25 protein-coding genes are annotated in these 26,902 nt (G+C 61.4%); 12 read left to right on the top strand and 13 right to left on the bottom strand.

Annotated elements, in window-relative coordinates; genetic code table 11:
* Nucleotides 1-48: 48 nt before the first annotated feature.
* The 6 genes from HV822_RS14845 to HV822_RS14870 form a co-directional block, all read right to left on the bottom strand.
* Nucleotides 49-1,479 carry an aspartate kinase gene (locus HV822_RS14845; protein WP_238870930.1) on the bottom strand — a complete coding sequence of 477 codons (1,431 nt, stop codon included), beginning with the start codon at nucleotides 1,477-1,479 and terminating at the stop codon, nucleotides 49-51.
* A gap of 66 nt (nucleotides 1,480-1,545) precedes the next feature.
* Nucleotides 1,546-2,460 (bottom strand): ectoine hydroxylase, encoded by a 915-nt coding sequence (gene thpD, locus HV822_RS14850; protein WP_238870931.1) that lies wholly within the window; start codon nucleotides 2,458-2,460, stop codon nucleotides 1,546-1,548.
* Nucleotides 2,461-2,489: 29 nt separating this feature from the next.
* On the bottom strand, nucleotides 2,490-2,879 hold the full coding sequence (locus HV822_RS14855) for an ectoine synthase (RefSeq protein ID WP_083723446.1): 390 nt from the start codon (nucleotides 2,877-2,879) through the stop codon (nucleotides 2,490-2,492).
* Between the two features lie 14 nt (nucleotides 2,880-2,893).
* Nucleotides 2,894-4,180 carry a diaminobutyrate--2-oxoglutarate transaminase gene (ectB, locus tag HV822_RS14860; RefSeq protein WP_238870932.1) on the bottom strand — a complete coding sequence of 429 codons (1,287 nt, stop codon included), beginning with the start codon at nucleotides 4,178-4,180 and terminating at the stop codon, nucleotides 2,894-2,896.
* Between the two features lie 14 nt (nucleotides 4,181-4,194).
* Nucleotides 4,195-4,716, bottom strand: coding sequence for a diaminobutyrate acetyltransferase (ectA, locus tag HV822_RS14865; protein WP_238870933.1), 522 nt, complete (start codon nucleotides 4,714-4,716; stop codon nucleotides 4,195-4,197).
* 332 nt (nucleotides 4,717-5,048) lie between these two features.
* Entirely contained in the window at nucleotides 5,049-5,819 is a 771-nt protein-coding gene (locus HV822_RS14870) for an SDR family oxidoreductase (protein WP_238870934.1), read from the bottom strand.
* 482 nt (nucleotides 5,820-6,301) lie between these two features.
* Between HV822_RS14870 and speA the strand changes: the two genes are divergently transcribed.
* Nucleotides 6,302-8,221, top strand: coding sequence for an arginine decarboxylase (gene speA, locus HV822_RS14875; protein ID WP_238870935.1), 1,920 nt, complete (start codon nucleotides 6,302-6,304; stop codon nucleotides 8,219-8,221).
* A gap of 170 nt (nucleotides 8,222-8,391) precedes the next feature.
* Here the strand turns inward: speA and HV822_RS14880 are convergent, their stop codons facing one another.
* Genes HV822_RS14880 through HV822_RS14890 form a run of 3 tightly spaced genes read right to left on the bottom strand, consistent with a single transcriptional unit; the run spans nucleotide 8,392 to nucleotide 10,783 of the window.
* Nucleotides 8,392-9,108: a hypothetical protein gene (locus HV822_RS14880; RefSeq protein WP_238870936.1), complete on the bottom strand. Its 717-nt coding sequence runs from the start codon at nucleotides 9,106-9,108 to the stop codon at nucleotides 8,392-8,394.
* Nucleotides 9,109-9,119: 11 nt separating this feature from the next.
* Nucleotides 9,120-9,800, bottom strand: a complete 681-nt coding sequence (locus HV822_RS14885; protein WP_238870937.1) for an SDR family NAD(P)-dependent oxidoreductase — start codon at nucleotides 9,798-9,800, stop codon at nucleotides 9,120-9,122.
* A 14-nt stretch (nucleotides 9,801-9,814) separates the two neighbouring features.
* Entirely contained in the window at nucleotides 9,815-10,783 is a 969-nt protein-coding gene (locus HV822_RS14890; RefSeq protein ID WP_238870938.1) for an alpha/beta fold hydrolase, read from the bottom strand.
* A gap of 220 nt (nucleotides 10,784-11,003) precedes the next feature.
* Between HV822_RS14890 and HV822_RS14895 the strand changes: the two genes are divergently transcribed.
* Both HV822_RS14895 and HV822_RS14900 read left to right on the top strand, forming a co-directional pair.
* Complete coding sequence (locus HV822_RS14895; RefSeq protein ID WP_238870939.1) at nucleotides 11,004-13,880, top strand: HD domain-containing phosphohydrolase; 2,877 nt, start codon at nucleotides 11,004-11,006, stop codon at nucleotides 13,878-13,880.
* 83 nt (nucleotides 13,881-13,963) lie between these two features.
* Nucleotides 13,964-14,710 carry a lysophospholipid acyltransferase family protein gene (locus HV822_RS14900; RefSeq protein WP_238870940.1) on the top strand — a complete coding sequence of 249 codons (747 nt, stop codon included), beginning with the start codon at nucleotides 13,964-13,966 and terminating at the stop codon, nucleotides 14,708-14,710.
* Nucleotides 14,711-14,714: 4 nt separating this feature from the next.
* On the opposite strand, the gene HV822_RS14905 is transcribed toward HV822_RS14900, so the two are convergent.
* From HV822_RS14905 to HV822_RS14915, 3 genes are all read right to left on the bottom strand, one after another.
* The gene (locus HV822_RS14905) at nucleotides 14,715-15,173 is read right to left on the bottom strand and encodes a hypothetical protein (RefSeq protein WP_238870941.1); all 459 of its coding nucleotides are present in this window, start codon (nucleotides 15,171-15,173) and stop codon (nucleotides 14,715-14,717) included.
* Between the two features lie 154 nt (nucleotides 15,174-15,327).
* Entirely contained in the window at nucleotides 15,328-16,701 is a 1,374-nt protein-coding gene (locus HV822_RS14910; RefSeq protein WP_238870942.1) for a sigma-54-dependent transcriptional regulator, read from the bottom strand.
* The gene (locus HV822_RS14915) at nucleotides 16,698-18,203 is read right to left on the bottom strand and encodes a sensor histidine kinase (RefSeq protein WP_238870943.1); all 1,506 of its coding nucleotides are present in this window, start codon (nucleotides 18,201-18,203) and stop codon (nucleotides 16,698-16,700) included. Before HV822_RS14915 ends, HV822_RS14910 begins: the two co-directional genes overlap by 4 nt.
* 164 nt (nucleotides 18,204-18,367) lie before the next feature.
* On the opposite strand from HV822_RS14915, the gene HV822_RS14920 reads away from it, so the two are divergent.
* Complete coding sequence (locus HV822_RS14920; protein WP_238870944.1) at nucleotides 18,368-18,754, top strand: DUF4168 domain-containing protein; 387 nt, start codon at nucleotides 18,368-18,370, stop codon at nucleotides 18,752-18,754.
* A gap of 66 nt (nucleotides 18,755-18,820) precedes the next feature.
* Here HV822_RS14920 and HV822_RS14925 read toward each other — a convergent pair whose 3' ends face one another.
* Nucleotides 18,821-19,714: a LysR substrate-binding domain-containing protein gene (locus tag HV822_RS14925; RefSeq protein WP_238870945.1), complete on the bottom strand. Its 894-nt coding sequence runs from the start codon at nucleotides 19,712-19,714 to the stop codon at nucleotides 18,821-18,823.
* A 121-nt stretch (nucleotides 19,715-19,835) separates the two neighbouring features.
* On the opposite strand from HV822_RS14925, the gene HV822_RS14930 reads away from it, so the two are divergent.
* From HV822_RS14930 to HV822_RS18245, 8 genes are all read left to right on the top strand, one after another.
* Nucleotides 19,836-20,948, top strand: coding sequence for an S-(hydroxymethyl)glutathione dehydrogenase/class III alcohol dehydrogenase (locus tag HV822_RS14930; RefSeq protein ID WP_238870946.1), 1,113 nt, complete (start codon nucleotides 19,836-19,838; stop codon nucleotides 20,946-20,948).
* Between the two features lie 139 nt (nucleotides 20,949-21,087).
* The gene (gene fghA, locus HV822_RS14935) at nucleotides 21,088-21,936 is read left to right on the top strand and encodes an S-formylglutathione hydrolase (RefSeq protein WP_275419379.1); all 849 of its coding nucleotides are present in this window, start codon (nucleotides 21,088-21,090) and stop codon (nucleotides 21,934-21,936) included.
* Nucleotides 21,937-22,010: 74 nt separating this feature from the next.
* Nucleotides 22,011-22,487 carry a 2-C-methyl-D-erythritol 2,4-cyclodiphosphate synthase gene (gene ispF / locus HV822_RS14940; RefSeq protein WP_238870947.1) on the top strand — a complete coding sequence of 159 codons (477 nt, stop codon included), beginning with the start codon at nucleotides 22,011-22,013 and terminating at the stop codon, nucleotides 22,485-22,487.
* Nucleotides 22,480-23,535, top strand: a complete 1,056-nt coding sequence (gene truD, locus HV822_RS14945; RefSeq protein WP_238870948.1) for a tRNA pseudouridine(13) synthase TruD — start codon at nucleotides 22,480-22,482, stop codon at nucleotides 23,533-23,535. Before ispF ends, truD begins: the two co-directional genes overlap by 8 nt.
* A complete protein-coding gene (gene surE / locus HV822_RS14950; protein WP_238870949.1) occupies nucleotides 23,535-24,284 on the top strand; it encodes a 5'/3'-nucleotidase SurE in 750 nt (249 codons plus the stop codon). The genes truD and surE overlap by 1 nt, the downstream gene beginning before the upstream one ends.
* A gap of 6 nt (nucleotides 24,285-24,290) precedes the next feature.
* Nucleotides 24,291-24,962, top strand: a complete 672-nt coding sequence (locus HV822_RS14955; protein ID WP_238870950.1) for a protein-L-isoaspartate(D-aspartate) O-methyltransferase — start codon at nucleotides 24,291-24,293, stop codon at nucleotides 24,960-24,962.
* A gap of 22 nt (nucleotides 24,963-24,984) precedes the next feature.
* A complete protein-coding gene (locus tag HV822_RS14960; RefSeq protein WP_238870951.1) occupies nucleotides 24,985-25,908 on the top strand; it encodes a DUF368 domain-containing protein in 924 nt (307 codons plus the stop codon).
* Between the two features lie 54 nt (nucleotides 25,909-25,962).
* Nucleotides 25,963-26,844, top strand: coding sequence for a peptidoglycan DD-metalloendopeptidase family protein (locus HV822_RS18245; protein ID WP_238873624.1), 882 nt, complete (start codon nucleotides 25,963-25,965; stop codon nucleotides 26,842-26,844).
* Nucleotides 26,845-26,902 lie beyond the last annotated feature (58 nt).

A 26,902-nucleotide genomic window follows, 5' to 3' on the forward strand; every position in this document is an offset into this window, starting at 1 on the left:
AAACCCGGCCTGAGCCGGGTTTGTGCGTATCGCAGATGCTCTGGGGAATCAGGCGGCGACGATTACGTCGCCATGATTTTCCGGCTCGATCAGTGCACGGTGTAACGCAGCAATCGCGGCGTCGTAGTCCTCTTCCTGCACTACGCACTGCATCTCCACCTGGCGAATCGACTGGTGGACTGCCTGGATGCTGATGCCGGCTTCGGCCAGGGCCGCGACGGTCTTGGCCAGGATACCCTTGACTTTGAGGTCCGAGCCGATCGCCGACACGATGGCGATGTTGTGCACGTTGACCTCGGCCATCGGGTAGCGTTCTTCGATCAGGCGCGAAGCGCGGTTGATCATCTTGCGCGAGCCGGAGATGTAGTAGGTGATGCTGTTGGCGTCTGAGTCCTTGTTCACCACATACAGCTTGAGCTTGCGCAGCAGCTTGGTGATTTCCAGGTCGTATTCCACGTCACCCAGCATTTCCTGGTCGAATACCTCGATGCCAAACACGTCCTTGCGGCCGGCGATGATCTCGACGCAAGGCTTCTCGCTGCAGTAGTCCTGGCTGATCAGTGTGCCGCCGTGATCCGGCTCGAAGGCGTTCTTGATGCGCAGGTGAATGCCGGCGCGGCGCAGGGTGCGTGCTGCCTTGGGGTGGATCGCTTCCATGCCCAGGTTGGACAGCTGGTCGGCCACGTCGTAGTTGGTGCGACCGATGGTCACGACCTTGTCGACGCCGACCAGGGCCGGGTCGGCACTGGAAAGGTGATACTCCTTGTGAATAATCGCCTCGCGCGCGCCGGTGGTGGCCGCGATCTGTGCGAAGGTGATTTCGCTGTAGCCACGGTCGAAGGTGTTCATCAAGCCTTCGCTGCAGTGCGTGTAACCGGTCGCAACTACCAGTTCACGGCTGAAGTCGATGCCGTCGAAGCTGTCGCGCACCATGTCCTGGAACGTCTTGGGCTCGCGCTGGTTCCAGCCGGTCAGGTCGGCCAGGCGGGCGTTGACGCCGCGCTTCTTCAGCGCCAGCACGGTGTTGAAGGCGCTGTGCGCTTCGCCCAGCGAAGCCAGCATTTCACGTACCTTCATCAGGTGCTCGGTCAGTTGAAAGTGACCGTAGGAGCACAGCTGCTGCAGGCTTACCATGCAGTCACGTACGTCGCTGATGCGGCCTTCGATAAAGCGATTGGCTGCTTGCAGCTCGTACTCGCCGGTGAACAGCTCGGCGTTCTTGTTGAGCATGGCTTGCTGAACGGCGTCCAGCGCGTCGAGCCAGGCGTCCTCGTTGTGGGCGTCGGCAAAGCGCTCATACACACCGGGCTCGCCGGTTTTCTTGTGTTCGAGCAGCATGTTGGTCATACCGCTGTAGGCAGAGACAACGAAAACACGCTGGTACAGCTCGGTACCCTGACGTTGGCCAATGAAAATGTTGTTCAGTACTTCCTCAAAGCGGCTCATTGAGGTGCCGCCGATTTTCTCTACTGTATGCATAGTCCTGGTTTCTGTCTTTGGTGAATTCGGTCCTGCCACCAGCAGGTCGGGGGCCTCATGCCTCCGTTACAGATAACGCTGCGGCGCGATGTGCAGCGGCGTTACCGGGCCGCGTTCGGCCACAAATGCAGGTCTGGGTGTCTCGGCCCCAAAGGGCTCGACCGGCAGATTATCCACGTGGTTGTACACGTAGAACAGGTTGCTGCGTGGATCCGGTGTAATGTTGCTGTTGGAGCCGTGCAGCGTGTTGCAGTCAAACAGTATCACCGAGCCGGCCTGGCCGGTCGCGGCGGTGATGCCGCCCTCGCTAACCATGTCGGCGAGGCTGGCGTCATCCGGTACCCCCAGCTCCTGCTTGCGCAGCGAGCGGCGGTAGTGCTCTTCCGGGGTCTCGCCTACACAGCTGATAAAGTAGCGGTGTGAGCCCGGCACCAGTAGTAACGGGCCGTTGCAGGGCGAGTTGTCGGTGAGCAGGATGGAGCCGCTGATGGTGCGCATACGTGGCAAACCGTCTTCTGCGTGCCAGGTTTCAAAGTCGGAGTGCCAGTAGAACTCCTTGCCTTTGAAGCCGGGTTTCATATTCAGACGCGATTGGTGCACGTACAGGTCACCGTCGAGCAGGTGTCTTACCTTGCCGGCAATCCGCTCATCGGCGGCTACGCGAGCAAACAGGTCGCTGCTTTGGTGAATCGCGAACAGCGAGCGCAGGGCGCCGCTGTCCGGCTCTCGTATTGCAGCGTCACTGGCAAGAATGCCTGTATCGCTGCGTAACCGTTCAACCTCTCGGCGGAAAACGGCAACTTCCTCCGCGCTGAATGCATTGGGCAGAAGCAGAAAGCCATCTCGTTCAAACTGGTCTATCTGCTGTGCCGTCAGCGGCGCTTCGCGGTCATGGCACCGATAGATTATCGGGTCAATTCGCTCGTGCCAGCGGGGCTGGTCTTGGCGGCGTGTGGGATACAAGTCAACCGCTGCCGTCATTGATCCTCCTTTTCTCGGTTGTCTGGTCCTCAGCTGTTATCGACGGGATACACGCCGTCTTTGTCGTGTACTTCCTTGCCGCTCAGCGGCGGGTTGAATACGCAGGCCATTTTCATGTCCTCGGTACCGCCGCGCAGCATGTGCTCGTCGTGCTTGTCCAGGATGTACAGCGTGCCGGGACGGATTTGATATACCTTGCCGTCCGACAGGGTTTCGATCTCGCCGTTCCCGCTCATGCAGTAGACCGACTCCAGGTGGTTCTTGTAATGGATGTGGGTCTCTTTATTGGCGTAGATGGTGGTGATGTGGAAGGAAAACCCCATCTGGTCGTCCTTGAGTAGCATCCGGGTGCTTTCCCAGGTCTCGGTGGCGACGCGGCGTTCGGAGTTTTCGCATTCTTCCAGTGTACGTACGATCATATTGTCTGTTTTCCTCAAGAAGCTTGGTTCGCGACCTGCTCAGCCATTACTTTGGCGAAAGCAGCGTCCAGAATGGTCAGGGCCTTGTCGATCTGCTCTTCGGTGATGGTCAGCGGGCACAGGCACTTGACGACTTGGCTGTGGTTGCCGCTGGTTTCAATGACCAGGCCGTTGGCAAAGGCTTCCTTGCAGATAGCGCCAGCCGTGTCGCCATCCGGGCAGTTGATGCCGAGCATCATGCCGCGACCCTTGACGTAGAGAGAGTCCGGGCCGTGCTTGCGGACGATCTTCTGCATGCCGTCCGCGATGCGCTTGCCCTTGGCCTGTACGCTCTTGGCAAAGGCTTCATCGGTCCAGAAGTGTTCCAGTGCGGCGGCAGCGGTGACGAAGGCGTGGTTGTTGCCACGGAAGGTGCCGTTGTGCTCGCCCGGCTCCCACTGGTCCAGCTCGTTGCGCATGACCACGATGGCGAAGGGCAGGCCAAAGCCGCTGAGCGACTTGGACAGGGTAATGATGTCCGGCTTGATGCCCATTTCCTCAAAGCTGAAGAAGGTGCCGGTACGGCCACAGCCAGCCTGAATGTCATCAACAATCAGCAGCATCTCGTGCTTACGGCAGAGCTTTTCCAGCTTGCGCATCCAGTCAGCGGAGGCGGTGTTCAGGCCGCCTTCGCCCTGCACGACTTCCACGATCACGGCGGCGGGCTTGTCGATACCGCTGCTCGGGTCGCTGAGCATCTTGTCCATCATGGCGATGGTGTTGACCTTGTCGCCAAAGTAGTTGGCGTAAGGCATGCGGCTCACCTCGGACAGCGGCACGCCGGCGGCGCCGCGGTGGTGGCCGTTACCGGTGACCGACAGCGCACCGATGGTGCAGCCGTGGAAGCCGTTGGTGAAACTGATGACGTTGCTGCGGCCGGTGACCTTGCGGGCCAGCTTGAGGGCTGCTTCAACCGAGTTGGCACCGGTCGGGCCGCTGAACTGGACCTTGTACGCACCCAGGCCGCGTGGCTCCAGGATCACGCGATTGAAGGTCTCCAGGAAGCGCTCCTTGGCGTCGGAGTACATGTCCAGGCCGTGGGTAATGCCGTCATCTTCCAGATACTGGATCAGAGCCTTTTTCAGAATCGGGTTGTTGTGCCCGTAGTTCAGGGTGCCGGCACCGGCCAGAAAGTCGATGTAGCTCTTGCCTTCGCGGGTCACCAGTTCGGCGCCACGGGCCTGCTTGAAGACCACCGGGAACGAGCGGCAGTAGCTGCGAATATCCGATTCGTTTTTCTCGAACTGTTCAAAGGTGTTCATGGGATCTCCTGATCTCAAGCTTGAGCTGATTGGGGTGCAGATTGGGTAAAGGGGCCGGCGCGATAGATGACTTCATCATCGTGCTGGCCATTGAAATGGGTTTCGCGGGAGAACAGCACTTCGGTGCTGTACTCGGCGCCGAGCAGACGGAAGGCCTTCTTGAACAGTGCCTCGGATGCTTCGTTACCGGGGGAGATAGTGGTCTCCAATCGAGCGACGCCGTCGGTGCGTGCGCGCTCAACCAGTGCCAGCAGCATCTTCAGTGCCAGGCCTTGGCCGCGCATGCGGCTGTCAACGGCGACCTGCCAGACAAACAAGGTGTCCTGGCGCGTCGGCGGACGATAGCCGGAGATAAAGCCGACCAGATCGCCTTCTGCTGTTTCGGCGGCGATCGCGGTGTCGGCAAAGTCGTGACACTGCAGCAGGTTGCAGTACACCGAGTTGGTGTCCAGCGGCTTGCAGCGTTCTACGAGGTTGTTAAGGGCAAAGCCGTCCGTGCTATTAGGTTTTCGTAGTGTTACTGGTGTAAGTGACAAACCGGGTTCCTAATGCTTATTCATAAATACTTTTTCCATAATAAACATATCCAAAAGATTATCTCAAGCCGCATTAAACGCCGTGTTCGTGCGGTTCTAGATGGTTTTGAGATGTTTATAGCTGTTAAATAGATTTGTCATCAAACTATTTTCTTGTGTAATCAATTTGCCGCTATGCCCCGTCTGGTGGGGGTTGTGCGCAAGCTGGCCTGCAGCCATCGGGCTGCACCGCGAAGGCGCAGGCGCGCCTCACACCGGGGCGTGATCGAGGGTGTTTCAGGTGGGAGAGGACGCCCGCCGGGCGGCGGGCGTTTTAACGGCCGAGGGTGCGCTTACAGAGTGAAGCCGCCGTCAATCGGAATGATGTTGCCGGTCATGTAGGCGCCGCCGGTGCCGGCCAGCATGATCGCCAGCGCAGACATTTCCTCTTCGCGGCCCCAGCGTTTCATCGGAATGTGCTTGCAGTCTTCTGCCATGGCGGCGGGGTCGCTGTGGATGTGGCTGGTCATCTTGCTGGGGAAGCGGCCGGGGGCGATCACATTGACGTTGATGTGCTCGCTGACCAGTTCGCGGGCGAGGTTGCGTGACAGCTGATGCACCGCGGCCTTGCTTGGGCCGTAGGAGTAGGCCTGCTCGCCGAAGGAGCTGATGCCGGCCACCGAGCCGATATTGATAACGCGCGCCGGGTTGTCGGCGCTGGCCGAGGTGCGCAGCAGTGGCAGCAGTTGCTGGATGCAGCTGAATACTGAGATGACGTTCAACTGCATGACCTTTTCCCAGCCGGAGACCGGGAAGTCTTCCAGCGGCGCCCCCCAGCTGGTACCGGCGTTGTTGACCAGGATGTCCAGGCGGTCGGTGAGCTTGGCGACATCATCAGCGAGCTGGCGCGCGCCTGCCTCGGTGGAGAGGTCGGCGGCCAGGGCAGTGCACTCGCCGTACTGGCTCAGCTCCTGGGCGGTCTGTTGGCCCTCGGCAATCTTGCGGCAGCAGATAATGACGCGAGCGCCGGCTTCCAGGTAGCCCTGGGCGATCATGCGGCCAATGCCGCGGCTGCCGCCGGTGACCAGCGCGGTGCGCCCGGCCAGGCTGAAGTACTGTTGCATGGGAGTCTCCTTGTTGTTTACCCGGGCTACGTTAAACCAGTGCCGATCTGGCCCCAAGCGCGCCGCCAGCTTATAGAGAACGCAAATGGCGGATCATGGCGGGCGCTGCGGACAGATGGCTTTTGGCTTATCCTTGGCTAGGGCCTGTTGTCGTTTCGTTCGCCCGCCTGTTGCAGCCTGTAAAGCCGCCAATCAAGAAGCGAGAAGCGTAGCGTGGTCATTCCACGTGAGCGACGAGCGACGCCGAGTGGCGGCTTTACAGGCGCAACCCAGAGGGCCGGGGCCATTTTTTGGCCATGCTGCGTTGTCGGTCGCTTATGTGGAATAACCACACTGCGCTCCCTCCGCCTTGCCTGGCCGAAAAATGGCCTCCGGCAGGCGGATGAACGAAACGGCAACAGGCCCTAGAGTCGCCAGCGGAACTGTTGTCACGAACAAGGTTCACAATGGCGAGCCCAACAAGTGAGTAGAGTGAGGAAGCAATGGGATCTGTTCGACGTTCGCGCAAAGAAGATGCATCGGCCTGGACTGTGGCAGACAGCCGCAGTGTTTACGGCATTCGCCATTGGGGCGCGGGCTATTTCAACGTCAATGAACAGGGCCATGTCGAGGTTATGCCGCGCGGCCCGGAGGCGGGCAGCATCGACCTGCACGAGCTGGTAGGACAACTGCGCGAGAGTGGGCTGGACCTGCCGTTGCTGGTGCGTTTCCCGGATATTCTGCAGGCGCGGGTGCGTCAGTTGACGGGCGCCTTTGACCGCAACATCGAAGCGCTGGAGTACGGCGCCGGCTATACCGCGCTCTATCCGATCAAGGTCAACCAGCAAGAGGCGGTGGTGGAGAACGTGATTGCCACCGAGAACGTCTCCATTGGCCTTGAGGCCGGTTCCAAGCCTGAGCTGATGGCGGTGCTGGCGCTGGCGCCCAAGGGGGGCACCATTGTCTGCAATGGCTACAAGGACCGCGAGTTCATTCATCTGGCGCTGATTGGCCAGAAGCTTGGCCACAATGTGTTCATTGTGATCGAGAAGGAGTCAGAGGTCCGGCTGGTGATCGAGGAGGCGGAAAAGCTCGGTGTGACGCCGCAGGTGGGGTTGCGGGTAAGGCTGTCTTCGCTGGCTTCCAGCAAGTGGGCCGATACCGGCGGCGAGAAGTCCAAGTTCGGCCTGTCTGCCGCCCAGCTGCTGCGCGTGGTTGATACCTTCCGAGCGGCCAACCTGCAGGATGGGGTGCGCCTGCTGCATTTTCACATGGGCTCGCAGATCGCCAATCTGGCGGATTATCAGCACGGTTTCCGCGAGGCCATTCGTTACTTTGGCGAGCTGCGCGCGCTAGGGCTGCCGGTCGACCATATCGATGTGGGCGGCGGCCTGGGCGTGGACTACGACGGCACCCACTCACGCAATGCCAGCTCCATTAACTACGACGTCAATGAGTACGCGCAGACCGTGGTGGGCATGTTGCGTGACTTCTGCGATGAGCAGGGGCTGCCGCATCCGCACATCTTCTCCGAAAGTGGGCGGGCGATGACCGCGCATCACGCAGTGCTGGTTGTGCAGGTGACAGATGTTGAGCGGTACAACGACGTGATGCCCGAGATTGCAGACCGGGAGGAGCTGCCGGTGGTGGTGCGCAATCTGGTGCGCCTGCAGGATCAGCACGATATTGAAATGGTCACCGAGACCTATTGGCGCGCGACGCACTACATGGCCGATGTGGCGGCGCAGTATGCCGAGGGCAAGCTCAGCCTGTCCGAGAAGGCGCTGGCCGAGCAGTGCTACTACGCTCTGTGCAATCGTTTGCACGCCCAGCTAAAGGCCCGCCAGCGCTCCCATCGGCAGGTGCTTGATGAGCTGAACGACAAGATGGCGGACAAGTACATCTGCAACTTCTCGGTGTTCCAGAGTCTGCCCGATACCTGGGCGATCGATCAGGTGTTGCCGATCGTGCCGCTTGACCGGCTTGAAGAAGAGCCGCTGCGTCGTGCTGTGTTGCAGGACCTGACCTGCGACTCCGATGGCAAGATTCGCCATTACGTTGATGAGCAGAGCATTGAGAACACGCTGCCGGTGCATGACCTGCGTGAGGGAGAGGACTATCTGCTGGGGATTTTCCTGGTGGGCGCCTATCAGGAGATTCTGGGTGACATGCATAACCTGTTCGGCGATACCGACTCGGTGAATGTCTACCTGCGCCCGGATGGCAAGGTGGTGCACGGTGGCATCGAAACCCACGACACCATCGAAGACATGCTGCGCTACGTGCACTTTGCCCCGGATGAGCTGGTGACCCTGTACCGCGACAAGGTCTCCGGTGCGCGCCTCAGCCCGGCCGAGCGCACGCGCTTTGTCGATGCGCTGCGGCTCGGTCTGACGCGCTCTTCCTACCTCAACGCCGAGTAAGTCGGCGTTAAGGAAGCACTGATTAATTCCGCATGCCCTCTGCGAGCGCTCAAGCATGCATCTGCTGCGTTGCGCTGCTTGCCAATAGAACCACTATTGGCTGTACATCGCGCCTTGCATCTGCACACTTGAGCACTCGCAGAGGGCGTGTGGAATTGGTCAGTGCTTCCTTAGGCCGCTTGTTTCTGCAGGCTGATCCAGGTCGCCTCAGCCCAGCCTAGTGCCACACCGTCAGCTGTATAAATGGCGGTGCCGGCACGGTGCTTGCGGCCGTCATGGGCGATGCCCCAGCCCACTACCACCAGTGCTTCACCTACCTTGATTGGGCGCTCGATGTGCGCAGCAAAGCGGCCCAGTAGTGCCACGCCGGCCTGATCTTTCACGGCAAAGTAGCCGGGGCAGTCCAGCGCCGCCCAGACAAACTCCGGAGCAACGCTACCATCGCCGGCATCCAGTGTGCTGTCCGGTGTCCAGGGGCAGGCCACGGTGCTGTCACGACCGGTTACCGGGCCGGTGTGCAGCAGCAGGCCATCGTGCTCGCAACGCTCAGTACCGCAGACAAAGCAGCCGGGCAGTCCGTGCTGTTCATAGCCGCTGAAACCGGGCCGGGCGGCCTCTGCCTCGGCGAGGCTGACGGCGGGCGGCGGGGTCAGCTCTAGCTGGTAGGCGCGGGCGCTGCCCAGCAGGGTGTCGCCCTGCAGCAGCCGGGCGCCATCGGCGTCGCGGACGATCTCAAGGTCGGTATCCAGTGGCGGCGGGGCGTGCAGGGTGACCTGGCAAGGTTCGCCCATGGCATTGGCCAGCAGGCCGCAGACGTAGCCGCCGTTGCCGCTGTTCGGTGGGCCGCAGAAGCGCTTGCGGATGACGGTTGGGGTGGTGCTGTGCATATATCTCTTCCTTAATGGCTCCAGCCGCCACAGACCGGGAACACCTGACCAACAAAGCAGTTGGCGGCGTCCGAACAGAGGTAGGCGGCGAAGTGGCTGTCTTCGTCTGCCGAGACCAGGCGACCAAGCGGCACTTCGCGTTGCAGCCGAGCCTGAAATGCCGGGTTGGCCTGAATCTCGGCCGGGAAATAGGTAGGGTTGTCGACAAAGTTCTGGGCGATGGCGTTGACCTGTACGCCTTTGGCGGCCACCTCGGCGCCCACGGCCTGCACCCAGGCCAGCTGCGCGCCGCGGGCGGCGCTGTAGCTGGAGGCGCGTTTCATGCCGCGCAGAGCAGAGGCGCTGCCCATCAGCACTATTTTCCCGTGGCCCCGTTCGGTCATCGTAGGCAGCAGGGCGCGGGCAAAGCGGGGCAGCGGGTCGACCATGTGGCGGAACAGCAAGCCCCATTCCTCATCCTCAACCTGATCGGCCGGCGTACTGGGGGCCGGCACGCCCAGGTTCAGCAGTAGTACGTCGATATCGCCGCACTCTTTGATCAGGCTCGCGGGCGCCTTGGGGTCGAGAAAGTCACGCTGGTCGGCGATCACCTGCGCGCCGCAGGCCTGCAGTGTCTGGCGCAGGGCGGGGCCCATGAAATCGCCGGCCTGGGTCAGGAGAATCCGTTTGTTGCTCAGGTCGCACAGGCTCATGGTTATCCTCCGGGTCAGTTGGCCGGAAAGTGGCGTTCCAGAAATGGCAGTAGGTGGCTGTTGACCTCATCCGGCTTCTCGGCCTGAATCCAGTGGCCGCAGTCGCCGATCACGTGCTGCTCAACCTTGGGCACCACGCCCGGCATCTTCTTGATGGTGTAGGCCTCCAGGGTGCCGACCGGGTCGCGGTCGCCGATCAGAAACAGCGCGGGCTGCTCGATCTGCCGGCCAGCCAGGGCTTCGGTGCGCTCCCAGTTTCGTTCAAAGTTGCGGTACCAGTTGACCGGGCCGCGAAAGCCGCTTTGCTCGAAGGTTTTGACGTACACCTCAAACGCTTCATCCGAGCACCAGGCCGGGGGAGAGCCCGGGTCTTGATAGTCGCTTAGCCAGTCGGCATCGGCCGGCTTGTCCTGCACCAGCGAGCCGCTGTCCTGGCTGCTCAGGCCGTGCATCATCAGGCGCATGGTGCGTGGGATATCGGCCGCCAGTTCGGCTTCGGCCAGGCCGGGTGTCTGGAAATAGAGGATGTAATGAAATTTTCCTTTGTAGGCGTCGCGCATCATGTTGATGGCCGGTTGGCGCGGACGCCCGCCAAAGGGCACCGACATACCGCAGACGACCTTTACCCGGGCCGGCTCCAGCAGCGCCAGGTGCCAGGCAACCGGTGCGCCCCAATCATGGCCGATCATCGCTACCTGCTCGTGACCGTAGTGATTCATCGCGCTCTGGATGTCTGCGCAGAGGGTGATCAGGTCGTAGGCTTCTACCGCTTCCGGCGCGCTACTGGCGCCGTAGCCGCGCATTTCCGGCGCGAATACCCGAAACCCCTGGGCCGCCAATGCGCTGATCTGGTGGCGCCAGGAGTACCAGCATTCCGGGAAGCCGTGCAGCAGCCAGACCGGGCGGCCCGACGCGGGGCCGGCGACGTGAACGCTAAGGTCTATACCGTTGACATTGATCAGTTGCTGCTCGCTCTGCCGCATGGGGTGCTCCGCTAGTGTGTCAGCCCACACTATGGCAAATCCCGCCGTGACTGGCGCGTTCTGTCTGGCTGTCATTCACCAGCGGAAGAGTCCATCATCGCCCGGCTTAATTCATCCATTGATGAAAAATGCTGGCCTTTTGCTTTGTAAGCGCTGGGTTGGACTATGCTGTCTACTTTCCCTCTGCACCGGTCTTCAAACAGGAAGTCAGGACCAGGCGATGAAGAAAGCGCATACATGGATTTCCCTGCAAGGGCTCATCCCGGCCACCATTGTGGTTTGTCTATTGGCAATGCTCGCGGTCACCGCGTTACATGGGTACCGCGGCGCACGCGCTGTGCTGGTCGCGGCGGCGTCTGACTCGGCGCGACAAATCGGCTCGCTGCTGGATGAGCGAGCGGGGAGATTGATCAGTCCGGGCGAGAATGCACTGCGGCTGCTGGAGCATGACCCGCTGGCAAGTGCCGACTCCCTGCGCGAGCGACTCAGTCGCCTACCTGCCTTGGCCGAGCTGCTAAACAACGGCGAGGCTATTAGCGCGGTCTACGCCGGCTATCCCAATGGTGAGTTCTTCCTGGCGCGGCGGGTGCCCGAGGGCGCAACCAGGAAATTGCAGCTACCTAATGCTACACAGTTTCTGGTGCAGTCAATCGAGCGTGATGGTGACCAGATACACGGTCGCTGGCTGTTCTATGATGCCGCGTTACATCAGCTCGGCAGCCGGCCGATGCCACAATACCGCTTTGATCCGCGTACGCGGCCCTGGTATCAGCTGGCGCAGGATACTGATTCGATAGTGCTGACCCAGCCCTATCTGTTTTTTACCACTGGACAGGTCGGTTTGACGATGGCCGTGCGCAGCCCGTGGACCGGAGCCGTGCTGGGCTTGGACGCGGCGGTAGATGACCTGGCTGTGGAAGTGAACGATATGCACCTGACGCCCGGTTCCGAGATGGCCATCGTCAGCGGTCAGCGGGTGGTGGCTTATCCCGATCTGGAACGGTTGATTGTTCGCGAGAGCGATGGCGAGCCGCGCCTGGCGATGATCGACGAATTGCAGGTGCCGGTCTTGAGTGAGCTTGCCGCGTTGGAGCTAGAGCCGTCCAAGGTGCAGTTGCTGTCGCGCGAGGATGGCGACTGGTACGTCATCAGTCTGCCGCTGGCACGCATCGGCGGCGAGCAGGGGCGTGTCCTGATCGCCATGCCGGGTAGGGAAATGCTGTCTGGGGTAGTCGCCATTCTTCGCCATCAGGCAATTTGGGCGCTAGTGCTCATGCTGTTGTTGGTATTGGTTGGCTGGGCAGTGGGTCAGCGTTTGGGTGGGCCTCTCAGGCAGTTGGCCGATCAGGTTGGGTTGCTGGCGAATATGGATTTCAGCCAGAAGGTCGTTGTGCGCTCGCGAATTCGCGAGGTCTCCGAGCTAAGTGCCACGGTCTCGCGCATGGCCGGAGCGATCAATAACTTTCAGGAGATCAGTCTGGCGCTGAGCCGTGAAACCCGCCTGGAACGCATGCTGGATGTGGTGCTGGAGCGACTGATCGACATGGCCAAGGGGCGCGGTGGTGCGGTGTTTTTGTGTGACGAAGAGGCGAGTGAGTTGCGCTTGGCCAGCGGTATCAATGCTGATCATTATCCGCAGGTTCTGCCGTTGGACGAAAGTCTGCTCCACCGGCCCGCGCGTGTGCTTGCGACCAGGCTGGATCGCGAGCACCGCTACCTGACTCTGGCCCTGCGTGATCGTCAGGAGGTTTTGCTTGGGGTGCTGGCGGTGGAAGTGTCGCCCAGTTTGCCGAGCGCGGAGGTCAACGGTCTGCGTCAGTTTCTAGACACCTTGTCCGGGACCCTGGCGGTTGCCATCGAGACGCGTCAGCTGTTCGCTGATCAGCAGTTGTTGCTTGAGGCGATGATCCGCCTGCTGGCCACCGCCATTGATGCCAAGTCGCCCTACACCGGAGGGCATTGTGATCGGGTGCCTCAGCTGGCTGAGATGCTGCTTAACCGCGCGATCGCCGACGATACCGGCGCGCTGGCGGACTTCAGTTTGAGCGACGAGCAGCGCTATGCCTTTCGTATCGCGGCCTGGATGCACGACTGCGGCAAGATCACCAGCCCGGAATATGTGGTCGACAAGGCCACCAAGTTGGAAACCCTCTACAACCGTATTCACGAGGTGCGCACCCGTTTCGAGGTGCTCTGGCGTGACGCCGATGTGCGCTACTGGCAGGGCCTGGCGCAAGGTTTGCCTGCGGACCAGCTGGCCGCCGAGCGGGAGCAGACCCAGACGCGCCTGCAGGCCGAATTTGCCGCCGTCGCCAAGGCCAACGTAGGCGGCGAGTTTATGCAGCAGGCTGATATAGAGCAGTTGCATGAAATCGGTCAGCAAACCTGGTTGCGCCACTTCGACAATCGACTTGGCCTCTCGCATCAAGAGCTGCGTCTACTGGAAGGGGTGCCGAGCCAAGAGTTGCCGGCGGTCGAAGCGCTGCTGGCTGACCGACCCGAGCATAAAGTGCCCTGGGGTGAGCGCAAGCCGCCGGTCACCGCCGATGACCCCGACAACCGTTGGGGGTTTGATATGGCGCTGCCCGAGTACAGCTTCAACTTGGGTGAGCTGCACAACCTGCAGATTCAGCGCGGCACCCTGACGGCCGAGGAACGCTTCAAGATTAATGAGCATATAGTGCAGACCTTGATCATGCTTAGCACCTTGCCATTTCCGCGGCATCTCAAGGGTGTGCCGGATCTGGCTGCGACCCACCATGAAAAGCTCGATGGCACCGGCTATCCGCGCCGCCTGGGGGCGGATCAGCTGAGGGTGGAGGATCGCGTGCTGGCGATTGCCGACATTTTTGAGGCGCTAACGGCGGCGGACCGGCCCTACAAGTCGGCCAAGACACTCTCCGAGGCGGTGCGTATCATGTTGTTTATGGCCAAGGATCGGCATATCGACGGGGATCTGCTCGCGCTGTTTCTACGTACCGGTGTGCACCAGCAGTATGGCCAGCTGTTCTTGCAGCCGGAGCAGTGTGACGATGTCGATGTGCCGGCCTGCCTGGCGCAGCTGCGGGAGTGGGGCGTACTCAGCGAGGAGGTGTGATCGCCCCGCAGGCCGCGTGGAATTGATCAGCGTTTCCCTGGCAACTGTGGCATGCTGGCGCAACGATAATAACGAGTGCCTGCATGCCTGTTTCCGCTTCGCTGACTGAATCTGCTACCTTGCTGCGCCGCATTGGCGTAGTGGTTGGCTCCGTACTGGTTACCCTTGCTTACTGTCTGGATGTGCTTTGGCGCGCAGCGCTGCGGCGCCTTGATCGTGCCCGGGTGGATAGTTACACCCGTGGCTGGGCTGGCGCCCTGCTGCGCCTGGTGCGCCTTGAGGTGGCAGTGGTGGGGCGGGCGCCGGATTTCAGCGATGGTCGTCGCTATATCGTTTTGTGCACCCACGCCAGCCACTACGATATCCCAGTCAGCTTTGTGGCGCTGCCAGGCTCCATTCGCATGCTCGCCAAGTCGGAGTTGTATCGCATCCCGGTGCTGGGGCTGACCATGCGCCTGGCGGAGTTTCCGTCTATCAACCGCCACAAGCGTGATCAGGCGCTGGCCGATTTGGCGCGGGCCCGGCAGATGATGGAGTCAGGCATTGTGCTGTGGGCTGCCCCGGAGGGCACGCGCTCGCGCAGTGGTGAGCTGTTGCCGTTCAAGAAGGGGTGCTTTCATCTCGCGTTGGACACCGAGGCGGTGATTGTGCCGGTGGCCATCCGCGGTATTCACAAGGTGCTGCCGGCGCGCAGCTGGCGCTTCAATCTCGGGCAACAGGTGTCGGTACACATTGGTGAGCCAATTGACGCCGGCAGCTACACGCGTGCAGAGCTGCCCGAGCTGATGGCTGAGACTCGGCGGCGCATTGCGGCGCTGTTGGGGGGATAGGCGATCAGCGTTGGGTTGATTCTTCGACCGCTAGGTGAAATTGTGCGCCTTCGGCTTCCAGCGGGGCGAGGGTGCTGATGCAGTAATCCAGTTCGCCCAACAGGTCACGCACCTTGTTGCTGTTCAGGCCGCTGTGCGGAGACTTGCGCAGATGGTGCTGCAGTGCTTCCAGCGTGCTCATGCCGGTCGCTACCGGCTGCCAGCTGACGTCCTCAATACCCCATATCTGACCGGTCTGCGGGTCCGGTTCCGGCACGGCCTTTTTCGCTTCATCGTCCAGCATCGCCACAGCGGCCTGTAGCTCCAGCGCGGTGGTGTCGACAAAACTGCTGAGCTCTGAAACGCCCAGTGTGCGGCACAGGCCGTCCAGCAGTTTCAGCTCGTTGCGCAAGGTATCGAGCAGACGGTCATCTGGCTGGAATTGATGGTTCAGCAGGGTGTTCAGCCGCAGGGCGCTTGCCACAGTGTGCTCCTGAGTTGAGAAGGAATAGGTAGGGTCTGTTGACGCCTCGTTCACTTGCCTGCCGGACGTTATCTTCTGGGCCGGGTAGGGCGGAGGGAGTGCAGTCCCTCTGACCTACTTTAACCCAGAGAGCGGCTGACCTGCACCGCCGTGCTCATTCGATCCAGCGGTACAGCGTGCGCCGCGTGATACCCAGGATGGCTGCGGCCCGGCGCTTGTTGCCGCCGGTCGCGCTGAGCACCTGGTGAATGTACTGGCGCTGGACTGTCTCCAGGCTTGGCAGCTGCTCCAGCGCCGTGCCGGTCAGCTCGTCCAGCAGCGGGACGCCGGGTGAGCCCGGATTCTGCTGCTCTGCCTGCCGCAGTCGGTCCGGCAGATTGTTCAGCGTGATCAGGTCTCCGGTGCAGAAGGTGGCCGCACGCTCCACGGCGTTCTGTAGCTCGCGTACGTTGCCTGGGAAGGGGTGGCGCTGCAGGGCCAGGCGGGCGTCATCGGCAAAGCCCTTGATGTGGCGCTGTTGTCTGGCGTTGAAGCGCGTGAGAAAGAAGTCGGCCAGGGCGTGAATGTCTTCGGCTCGCTCACGCAGCGCGGGTACCTGCAGGGTGAAGGTTTCGAGGCGATAGAACAGGTCTTCGCGGAAGCTGCCGTCAGCTACACAGTCGGTCAGTTGGCGGTTGGTGGCGGCGATCACGCGAACGTTCAGCTGAATTTCGTGATCGCTGCCGACCGGTCGCACCTTGCCATCCTGCAGGGCGCGCAGCAGCTTGGCCTGCAGGGCCAGCGGCATCTCGCCAATCTCATCCAGCAACAGGGTGCCGCCGTCAGCCTGCTGGAACAGCCCGGCGCGGGTCTTGCGGGCGCCGGTATAGGCGCCGGCGGTGTGACCAAAGAACTCGCTTTCCATCAGCTCGCTGGGAATGCCGCCGCAGTTCACCACCATGTACGGGGCGCCTTTGCGGCTGCTTTGCTCGTGCACGGCGCGGGCAACCAGCTCCTTGCCGGTGCCGCTTTCGCCCTGGATAAGTACCGGGCCGTCCGCGTTGGCAACCTGGCGGATATCCTGAAACAGGCGGCGCATCACGCTGCTCTGGCCGATGATGCCGTGACACTGTTCCACCGCCATGATCGAGCGATAGCGTTGTACTTCGCGGCGCAGACGGCGGTTTTCCAGCAGGCGGCTGGTCGTGAGCAGGAAATGATCCATTTCCAATGGCTTGGTAAGAAAGTCGTCCGCGCCTTGCTGCAGCGCCTGCACGGCCTGTTGTACCGAGCCAAAGGCGGTGATAATCAGCATTGCTGGCGCGGGGTTCAAACTCTGCGCAACCGGCAGCAGGCTCAGGCCGTTGGCGCCGGGTAGACGCAGGTCGCTGATCAGCAGATCAATATCGCCCTGTTGCAGTAGCGGCTGCGCGGCTTCTGCGCTGGCGCAGGCGGTGACGCGGTAGCCTTCGGCCTCGAGTTCTTCCTGCAGCAGTTCGCGCAGGCCCGGATCATCCTCTACCAGCAGCAGGTGTTCGGTGTGGCTCATGCGGTGCTTTTCCCTTGATCAATCGGTAGCAGCAGGCTGGCCCGGCAGCCGCCCAGCGGGCTGTCGCCGAGTACTAGCTCGCCACCGTGCTCTTCGGCGATGGTGTTGACGATGGCAAGCCCTAGCCCGGTGCCGTCGCCCGGTGGTTTGGTGGTAAAGAAGGGCTCCAGCAGTTGCTCGCGCGTGGCCTCGGGCAGGCCGCGGCCGTCGTCATCAATGTCTATGCGCAGCTGGCCTTGTTGCTGGCTAAGGGTTACCTGCAGCTGCCGCTCACTGGCTTGTAAGGCATTACGCAGCAGATTCAGCAGCGCTAGCTCCAGGCGGCCCGGATCGCCTTTGATGGTTGGCAGCGGGGGCTGACTGGCGGTCTTGGTCTGTAGCTGGCGACCGCTGACTTCCAGCTCGGGGGTAATGGCTGCCACCGCGCTGTCGAGGACCTGGCGCAGCGAGGTCGCTCGTGGTTCGGTAGCGCTGGGGCGGCTGTAGTCGAGCAACTGGCGCACCGTGTGGGTAAGGCGGCTAACCTGAGCGCGGATGGCGCTCAGCTCGCGGTGCTGCGCGTCGTTATCCCCAACCTGTCGCTGCAGGCGGCGGGCGCGGCCATCAATAACGCTTAGCGGGGCGCCCAGTTCATGCGCGACCCCGCGCGCCATGCCGCCGATCGCCGCCATTTTTTCCTGATCCTTGAGCTGCGCCAGCAGCCCGGTTTCGGCAGCACGACGCTGGTCCAGCTCCTGGTGCGCCTGCTCTATGCTGTCGAGCATCTGGTTCAGCCCCTCGGCCAAGGCGGCCACTTCCGTTGGCCCCTCCAGCGCTGCCCGGTGTGCATGATCTCCCTGGGCGACGCGCTGCATATGTTCCAGCAGTCGATCAACATGCCGACCAATACCGCCGTAGTGCCCGAGCATGACTGCGCAGAGGATACCGACCGCCAGCACGCCCCACGCCAACCAGGCGATGATCTCCAGTTGATCCAGCGCCCGGCCGAAATCGCTGGCGCGCCGGGTTATCTGAATCAGCCCCTGAATTTGTCCGCCGGCGTCGAGCAGCGGCATAAAGTGGGAGAACAGGTGACGTCCGCCGACCTGGCTGAAGCCCTGCTGGGCTTGGCCGGTGGAAACAATCAGGTCGGGAATGGCAGTGCGGGTCAGGTCGCTCTCGGTAATGCCCGCCGATGCCAGGCGTACGCCGTTGACGTCGAATACCGAGGCACCATACACCTCACCAATGATAAAGACCGACCCGAGTGCGAGTTCGATGGCTTGCTCGTCGTGCTCGCGCAGGGCGTCGCCGATAGGGATGCTGATGGCCCGGCCGATCAGCTCCAGGTCATCTTTCAGGCGCTGCTGCTGAAACTGGCTGGCCTGCTCCAGGCCGAAGCGTATGCCCAGTGCCGTGAGTACCAGCAGCGGCAGCACGACAAATAGCAGTAGCGTGCGCTGCAGGCCACTGATGCCGAGCCAGGAGAATGGGTCATATCTGAACGGATATTTTTTGCTCATGTTTAAAAAAGATACGGTTTTGTGGGCGATTCAGGCAAGCTGAGCCGCGTTTTGGTTGGTTTTTCTGCAATTTAAGCTTTATAAAACAATGGCTTATTGGTGTTGTTCGGGTGTGGCACGGTCTCTGCTCTAGACCCAGTGATACTCAACCAAGGAGAAACACCATGACGAATCTGAAAACACTGACTGCCGCCCTGTGTGTTGTGACCCTGAGTGCGGGCGTCCCGTTCGCTGTTGCGCAGTCCGCTGGCGGTACCGCCGGTCAGCAGTATGGTGCGCCTACAGAGGCGGCCTCGGCGCCGGTGACCGATGAGGAGCTGGAGAAGTTCGTTGCAGCGGAGCAGAAGGTCAACGAAATCCGCCAGAAACTGACCGAAGAGCTGGGCAATGCGGGTGACCAGCAGGAAGCCCAGCAGATGCAGCTTGATGCCCAGGAAGAGATGGTTGAGGCCATCAAGGATGAGGAGATGGATATTCCCCGTTACAACGAAATCGCGTCGCGCATGCAGACAGATATGGAGCTGCGCCAGCGCGCGCAGCAGATCAATTGATAGCGTGATTTGAGTTGAGAAAAAGGGGCTTCGGCCCCTTTTTTAGTGCGCTGTCAGGGTGCGCTGTCAGGGTGCGCTGTATTCCGGGCGCTCGGCCAGGCCGCGTTTGAGGTGGTCAACCAGTTGACGCACCTTGGGTGAGAGGTGCCGCTGTTGCGGATACAGCGCCCAGACGGCGGTATGCGGCGGCTGGTGCTGAGGCAGCAGGGCGCGCAAGGCACCGCTACGCAGGTGGCCTTGCACGTAGTAGTCGGGCAGCTGGCACAGACCGAAGCCGCGTAGCGCGGCATCCAGTACCGCCTGGCCACTGTTGCAGCGCCAGTTGCCCTGCACGCGAACCGGTAGTTCTCGACCGCGCTGTTGGAAGGTCCAGACGTCGGTGCTGCCGATCAGGCAGTTGTGTCGCGGCAGTTCGGACAGGCTGTGCGGCGCGCCAAAGCGCTCCAGATAGGATGGTGCGGCGCACAGGTACATATGCCGCGGAGCGATGCGAGTGGCAATCAGGCTGGAGTCCTGTAGCCGGCCGAGGCGAATGGCCAGATCATAGCTGCCATGCAGCAGATCCAGCGTCTGATTGGTCAGCGTCATTTCCACGCGCAGTTGCGGGTACTGCTGCATGAAGTCGTTGACGATGGGCATGATGAAGCTTTCGCCGTAGGCCACGGCGCAGGTCATGCGCAGCAGGCCTTTGGGTTCGCTGCCCAGATCAGTGATGGCCTGCAGCGCTTCGTCGCGGGCGTCAATCAGGCGCTGGCAGTGCTGCAGAAAGGTCTGGCCGGCTTCGGTCAGGCTGACGCGACGGGTACTGCGGTAGAACAGGCGGCTCTGCAAGCGGTCCTCAAGCCGGGCCACCTGACGGCTGACGTGGGAGGAGGATACGCCCAGGCGAGAGGCTGCGCCGGTGAAGTGTCCGGTCTCGGCCACGGCTACAAACTCGTCGATACCCTCCCAGTCACTCATACCCACTCACTCCTGATTATCCCTGCTTGGCAATAATGTTTTGTCTGGTGAGGGATTATCCACGAAACCACTCTCTACTACACTTGCCTACCTGTGATTACCTCACTCAATGGAGAGTCCTATGATCAAGTCCCGCGCCGCTGTGGCCTTTGCGCCGAATGAACCCCTGCAGATTGTTGAAGTGGATGTGGCGCCGCCGCAGGCCGGCGAAGTGCTGATTCGCATCATTGCCACCGGTGTTTGCCACACCGATGCCTACACCCTGTCTGGTCAGGACAGCGAGGGTGTTTTCCCGTGCATCCTTGGACATGAGGGTGGCGGCATTGTTGAGGCGGTGGGCGAGGGTGTTACCTCGGTCCAGGTGGGCGACCATGTGATTCCGCTGTATACCGCCGAGTGTGGCGAGTGCAAGTTCTGCAAGTCCCAGAAAACCAACCTGTGCAGCTCCGTGCGCACCACCCAGGGTAAAGGCGTGATGCCCGACGGCACCAGCCGCTTCAGCTATAACGGTGAGCCGATCTATCACTACATGGGCTGCTCCACCTTCTCCGAGTACACCGTACTGCCGGAAGTCTCGGTTGCTGTGATTCCGAAGGAAGCGCCGCTGGAGAAGGTCTGTCTGCTGGGCTGTGGCGTTACTACCGGTATTGGTGCGGTGCTGAACACCGCGAAGGTAGAGGCCGGCGCGACCGTTGCTATCTTCGGTCTGGGCGGCATTGGTCTGGCTGCCATCATCGGCGCCAAGATGGCCGGTGCCAGCCGCATCATTGGTATCGATATCAACCCGGGCAAGGAAGGCATCGCTCGCGAGCTGGGTCTGACCGAATTCGTCAATCCGAAGGACTACGACAAGCCGATTCAGGAAGTCATCGTCGACATGACCGATGGCGGCGTTGACTACAGCTTTGAGTGTATCGGCAACGTACAACTGATGCGTGCAGCGCTGGAGTGCTGTCACAAGGGCTGGGGTGAATCGACCATCATCGGTGTGGCCCCGGCTGGCGCCGAGATCAGCACCCGTCCGTTCCAACTGGTCACCGGTCGCGTCTGGCGCGGCAGCGCCTTCGGTGGCGTCAAGGGCCGCACCGAGCTGCCGAGTTATGTCGAAAAGTCCCAGAAAGGTGAAATCCCGCTGGACAGCTTTATCACCCACACCATGGGCCTGGAGCAGATCAATGACGCCTTTGAGCTGATGCACGAGGGTAAGAGCATTCGGACGGTCATTCATTTTTGAAAAGCGGCTTGAGGCTGAAGGCTAGAGGCTAAAAGTTGAAGAGTTGAGCAGTTGGTCGAGCCAGTAGCACGGGCTGCTTCTGGCTTCCAGCCTTCAGCTTCCAGCCTCTGGCGGCTTTTATCTGTTTTCGAGGTTTCCTATGAACGACATTGAACTGGTCAGCGCCAACAAGAGCTTTGGCGGCTGGCTGAAGCGTTATCGTCACCGCTCTCAGGTGCTGCACTGCGACATGGTGTTTGGCATCTATCTGCCGCCGCAGGCGGATCAGGGCAAACCGTTGCCGGTGCTGTACTGGCTGTCGGGGCTGACCTGTACCGACGAGAATTTCATGCAAAAAGCCGGCGCGCAGCGGCTGGCTGCCGAGCTGGGTATGGTCATTGTTGCGCCGGACACCAGCCCGCGTGGCGAGGGCGTGCCGGACGACGCCGACGGTGCCTATGACTTCGGTCTGGGCGCGGGCTTTTACGTCAACGCCACCGAGCAGCCGTGGGCGCAGCACTACCGCATGTACGACTACGTCGTGCAGGAGCTGCCGGGGCTGATCGAGGAGCACTTCCCGGTATCGGATCAGCGCTCAATCAGCGGTCACTCGATGGGTGGCCACGGTGCGCTGATCTGTGCCCTGAAAAATCCCGGTCGCTACCGCTCGGTCTCGGCGTTTGCGCCGATCAGCAACCCGAGCGACTGCCCTTGGGGGCACAAGGCGCTGGGGCAGTATCTGGGCAGTGATCGGGCGGCCTGGAAAGCCTGGGACACCTGCGAGTTGCTGGGCGGGGCGAGCGAGCGTTTGCCGCTGCTGGTGGACCAGGGCGAGTCCGACAACTTCCTGGCTGAGCAGCTCAAGCCTGAGGCGCTGGAGGCGGCGGCCGCTGCGGCGGGCCATCCGCTGACCCTGCGCCGTCAGCCCGGCTACGACCACAGCTACTACTTCATTGCCAGCTTTATTGATGACCACCTGCGTCATCATGCTGCGGCGTTGGGCCTGTAGCAGACTGACTCCGGCCTGTTCCCTGTCATGTCGAGGCGGTAGAATCGCCGCCATCGACTGACCGGAGACTCACTATGCGCATTGGCCATGGCTACGACGTTCACCGCTTTGGTGATGGCGATTTCATCACTATTGGCGGGGTGCAGATTGCACACAATCACGGTCTGGTGGCCCATTCAGACGGTGATGTGCTGTTGCACGCGTTGTCCGATGCGCTGCTTGGTGCCGCGGCCTTGGGCGATATTGGTCAGCACTTTCCTGATACCGACCCTGAGTTCAAGGGCGCCGACAGCCGAGCGCTATTGCGTCATGTCATGGGGTTGCTGCGCGAGCGCGGCTGGAGGGTCGGCAACGTCGACGCCACCATTGTTGCTCAGCGCCCGAAGATGGCCGCGCATATTCCGCTGATGCGCGAGCGGATTGCGGCGGATCTGGGCGTTGCGCTGGATCAAGTCAACGTCAAGGCGACCACTACTGAAAAATTGGGCTTTGTCGGGCGCGAAGAAGGTATCGCTGCGCACGCTGTTGCGTTGTTGCTGGCTGATGTCTGAGGCGCTGCTGGGGCCGCGTGCCTGGGGTGACAGTTGCGGCCGCGCAACACTGAAGGCAACACCTGAGGACTTTCGGGTGACCGAAGTGCTGGATATCGCGCTCAGCGGTGCCGGTGAGCACCTCTGGCTGCTGCTGGAAAAGCGCGGTCTGAATACTGAAGAGGTCGCTCGCAAGCTGGCCCGTTCGGCGGGTATTTCGCTGCGCAACGTCAGTTACGCCGGCCTGAAGGATCGTCAGGCGGTGACCCGTCAATGGTTCAGTTTGCAGCTGCCGGGCCGGGCTGATCCTGACTTCAGCGCGCTTTGGAATGACCAGCTGCGCTGCCTGGAGCAGAGCCGCCACCAGCGCAAGCTGCAACGCGGTGCCCACAGTGCCAATGGCTTTTTTATTCGCCTGACTGATCTGGCCGCAGACCGGTCGCGTTTGGATGAGCGGTTACAGATTATTGCCCGCCAGGGTGTGCCTAATTATTTTGGCCCGCAGCGCTTTGGTCGTGACGGCGGCAATCTACATGACGCGCGTCGCTGGGCAGAGCAGGGCGGTTATCCGCCAGCCCGTGGCACCCGCTCGCGACTGCTGTCCACGGCGCGCAGCCTGCTGTTTAACCGCATGCTGGCAGCGCGGGTTGCCGACGGCAGCTGGAACTGCATTCTGCCAGGTGACTGTTTGGCGTTTACCGACAGTCGCAGCCACTTTCCGGCCAGTGAATTGGCCGCAGATGATCCACGGCCGGCGGCGCTTGATCTGCATCCCACGGCGTCGCTCTGGGGCGCAGGCACGCTGGCCAGCACAGCGCAAACGGCGCAGCTTGAACAGCAGGTGGCCGACGACGAACCGCAGCTCGCGGCCTGGCTGGAAGGGGCGGGTCTGGAGCAGGCGCGGCGGATTTTACGCCTCCCCATTGGCGGTCTGACGTGGCATTATCCGTCGACCGATTGTCTTGAACTGGAATTTACCCTGCCTACCGGCTGCTTCGCCACGGCGTTGCTGCATGAGCTGCTGGACCTCTCCAGCGCCCCGGGTGGCGGACTGGAAAGTGAGATCTGATGCGAATTCTGATTGCCAACGATGATGGTGTGCTGGCGCCGGGCATCAAGTCCCTGCACGGCGCGCTGGCCGATTATGCCGATTGTGTGGTGGTGGCTCCGGCCGAAGACCGCAGTGGTGCCAGTAGCGCCCTGAGTCTGGACCGGCCGCTGCGTCCGTTCACCCTGGACAACGGCTATATCGGGGTCAATGGCACGCCGACCGACTGTGTGCACCTGGGCCTGAACGCGCTGTTTGAAGACAGCATCGACATGGTGGTGTCCGGTATCAACCTCGGTGCCAACCTGGGCGATGACGTGCTGTATTCCGGCACTGTGGCCGCCGCGCTGGAAGGCCGCTTTCTGACGCGCCCGGCCATGGCCTTTTCGTTGACTGGCCGCCAGGCCGATAATCTGCCGAGCGCTGCGTACTTTGCCCGCAAGATGGTCGAGGCGCACGATCAGCTGGATCTGCCGCCGCGCACGGTGCTCAATGTCAACGTGCCCAACCTGCCGCTGGAACATATCAAAGGTGTGCGCCTGACCCGCCTGGGCCACCGGGCGCGCGCCGCCAGGCCGATCAAGTGGGTCGATCCGCGCGGCAAGGAAGGTTACTGGATCTCGGTAGCCGGCGACGCCGAAGATGGCGGTGAGGGCACCGATTTTCACGCCATCATGCAAGGGTACGTGTCGGTGACACCGCTGCGTGTCGATAAGACCCTTTATGAGGTGTTTGATCACCTGGAACACTGGCTGGGTGAGTTGGGCTGATAGACCATGGTACGCGACGACCTCTACCGCGCCGGCATCGGCATGACCTCTCAGCGCACCCGCGAGCGGCTTCTCGAGCGCCTGTTTGAAGAGGGTATTCGCAACCTGCACGTGCTCGAAGCCATACGCCGTACCCCTCGCCATCTGTTTGTGGACGAGGCGCTGGCGCACCGCGCCTACGAAGATACCGCCCTGCCGATCGGCCATAACCAGACGCTGTCGCAGCCATATATTGTGGCGCGCATGACCGAGTTGCTGCTCGGCGGCGGGCCGCTCGACAAGGTTATGGAAGTGGGCACCGGTTCTGGTTACCAGACGGCAATTCTCGCGCAGGTGGTGGAGCGGGTGTTCAGCGTTGAGCGCATCTATCCTCTGCAAGAGCGCGCCAAGAATGTGCTGCGCGACATTGATATCCGTAACGTGGTGTTTCGTCACGCCGACGGTAACTGGGGCTGGCCCCAGTACGGGCCCTATGACGCCATTCTGGTTACCGCCGCGCCGGCTGAAATACCGCGCGAGCTGTTGGGCCAGTTGGCCGATGGCGGCCGTCTGGTAATCCCGGTTGGAGAGCACGAGCAGCATTTGATGCTGGTGGTGCGCCAGGGCGACGAATTTATCCATCAGCAGGTTGAGCCGGTGCGTTTTGTACCGTTGCTGGCCGGCGCCATCCACTCCTGACCTCAGCCAGCAAGGACCCTCTGTGAAGGAATACCTGTTTATCTTTCTGCGTGGCGTGGCCATGGGGGCTGCCGATGTCGTGCCCGGTGTCTCGGGCGGCACCATCGCGTTCATTTCCGGCATTTATGACCGGCTACTTGCTGCGATTGCTGCCTGTACACCAGACAAGGTGATCTGGCTGCTGCGCGGGCGCTTTGTCGAAACCTGGAAGGCCATCGACGGCGCCTTTCTGTTTACCCTACTGGCCGGCATTCTGTGCAGTATCGTCTCGCTGGCGCGCCTGATTACCTACTTGCTGGAGCAGCATGGCTTGCTGGTCTGGTCTTTTTTCTTCGGGCTGATTGTTGTCTCGGTGTACCTGGTCGGCCGTGAGATCAGCCGCTGGAACCTTTGGACCCTAGTGGCTGCGTTGGGTGGCGCGCTCTTTGCCTACCTGATCACAGTGGCTGCGCCCCTCAGTTTGAGCGTTACGCCACTGAATCTCTTTATCGGGGGGGCTATCGCCATCTGCGCGATGATTCTTCCGGGCATTTCCGGCAGCTTTATCCTGCTGTTGCTGGGCCTGTACACCGGTGTTCTGCAGGCGGTAAAAAACCTGGATGCTGGCCTGTTGGGGCTGTTCGCGCTGGGCTGTGTCACAGGCCTGCTGAGCTTTTCGCGCCTGCTGTCATGGCTGCTCAAGCACGCCCGTAACGTGACCCTGGCTTTTCTCACCGGTCTGCTGGTCGGCTCGCTGAACAAGGTCTGGCCCTGGAAACAAGCCTTGTCCTGGCGCACCAACAGCCACGGTGAGCAGGTACCGTTGACTGAGACCAACCTCTGGCCGCAGCAATATAGTCAACTGACAGGAGAGCCTTCGCTCTGGCAGGCTGGATTGGCATTGATGGTGCTTGGCGTGGTATTAGTGTTGGCATTGGAGTGGTGGGGACGGCGCGCTTCAGCTTAGGTGCTGCTGCCGACGCGAACCCTGCAGGCGATACTGAACGGGAGCCAACCTGGAATGGGGCGGTGTGTGCGAGAGGGGTGCTGGGCCGCTGAACGGGCCAGGGGTGCCGCAGTAGTATTACTGGCGGCCATACTGGCTGCCTGCGCCGGTCCGTCGGGTACCGTGCCGATTGATGATCGCGGTCGCGGCGGCCAGCGTGCGCAATCTGTCACGACCGGTGCCCACACCGTGCAGCGTGGCGAGACCCTGTACCAGATCGCCTTTCGTTATGGCTGGGACTGGAAAGAACTCGCCAGCAGGAACAACCTGCGTGCGCCCTATACCATTTACCCTGGCCAGCGTATCAGCCTGGCCAGTGGATCCAGCGCGCGTGCCCGCACGCCAGCCCCAAGCACTCCTGCGCGGCCCGCTCCGGTGACCAGCAATCCGGTTGTTACCTCCGCTCCTGCCCGCAGCACCCCTGCTAGCACACCGAGCGCGCCCACCACCCGGGCGCCGGCCAGCACTGCCAGTACCACCAGCTCCCCGACCACAGCGCCGGTTATCGCGCCTGGACCGGTTAGCGCAGCGGGCTGGAGTTGGCCGGCGCGGGGTACCTTGGTGGCTCGATTTCAGTCAAACGGTAGTTTGAATAAAGGGATTGATATTGCCGGGCAATTGGGTGAGCCTGTGAAAGCAGCAGCTGACGGCGCCGTGGTGTACGCAGGGCGAGGATTGATCGGCTATGGTGACATGATCATCATCAAGCATGACGAGACTTTCCTCAGTGCTTACGCACACAACAGTCGTTTGCTGGTGAAGGAAGGGGATCAGGTCAAGGTTGGTCAGGTAATAGCTGAAATGGGCAGTAGCGGAACTGATCGCGTCAAGTTGCATTTTGAGATCAGACGTAAGGGGCAACCTGTAGACCCGTTGGCGTATTTACCTCGATCTTGATGCTAAGGTGTAGTCAGGTCTGACATCGTTCTGTCATTTTCGGCAGGCAGTCTGCTGA

The sequence above is a fragment of the Halopseudomonas maritima genome (genome assembly GCF_021545785.1).
Classification (GTDB): Bacteria; Pseudomonadota; Gammaproteobacteria; order Pseudomonadales; family Pseudomonadaceae; genus Halopseudomonas; species Halopseudomonas maritima.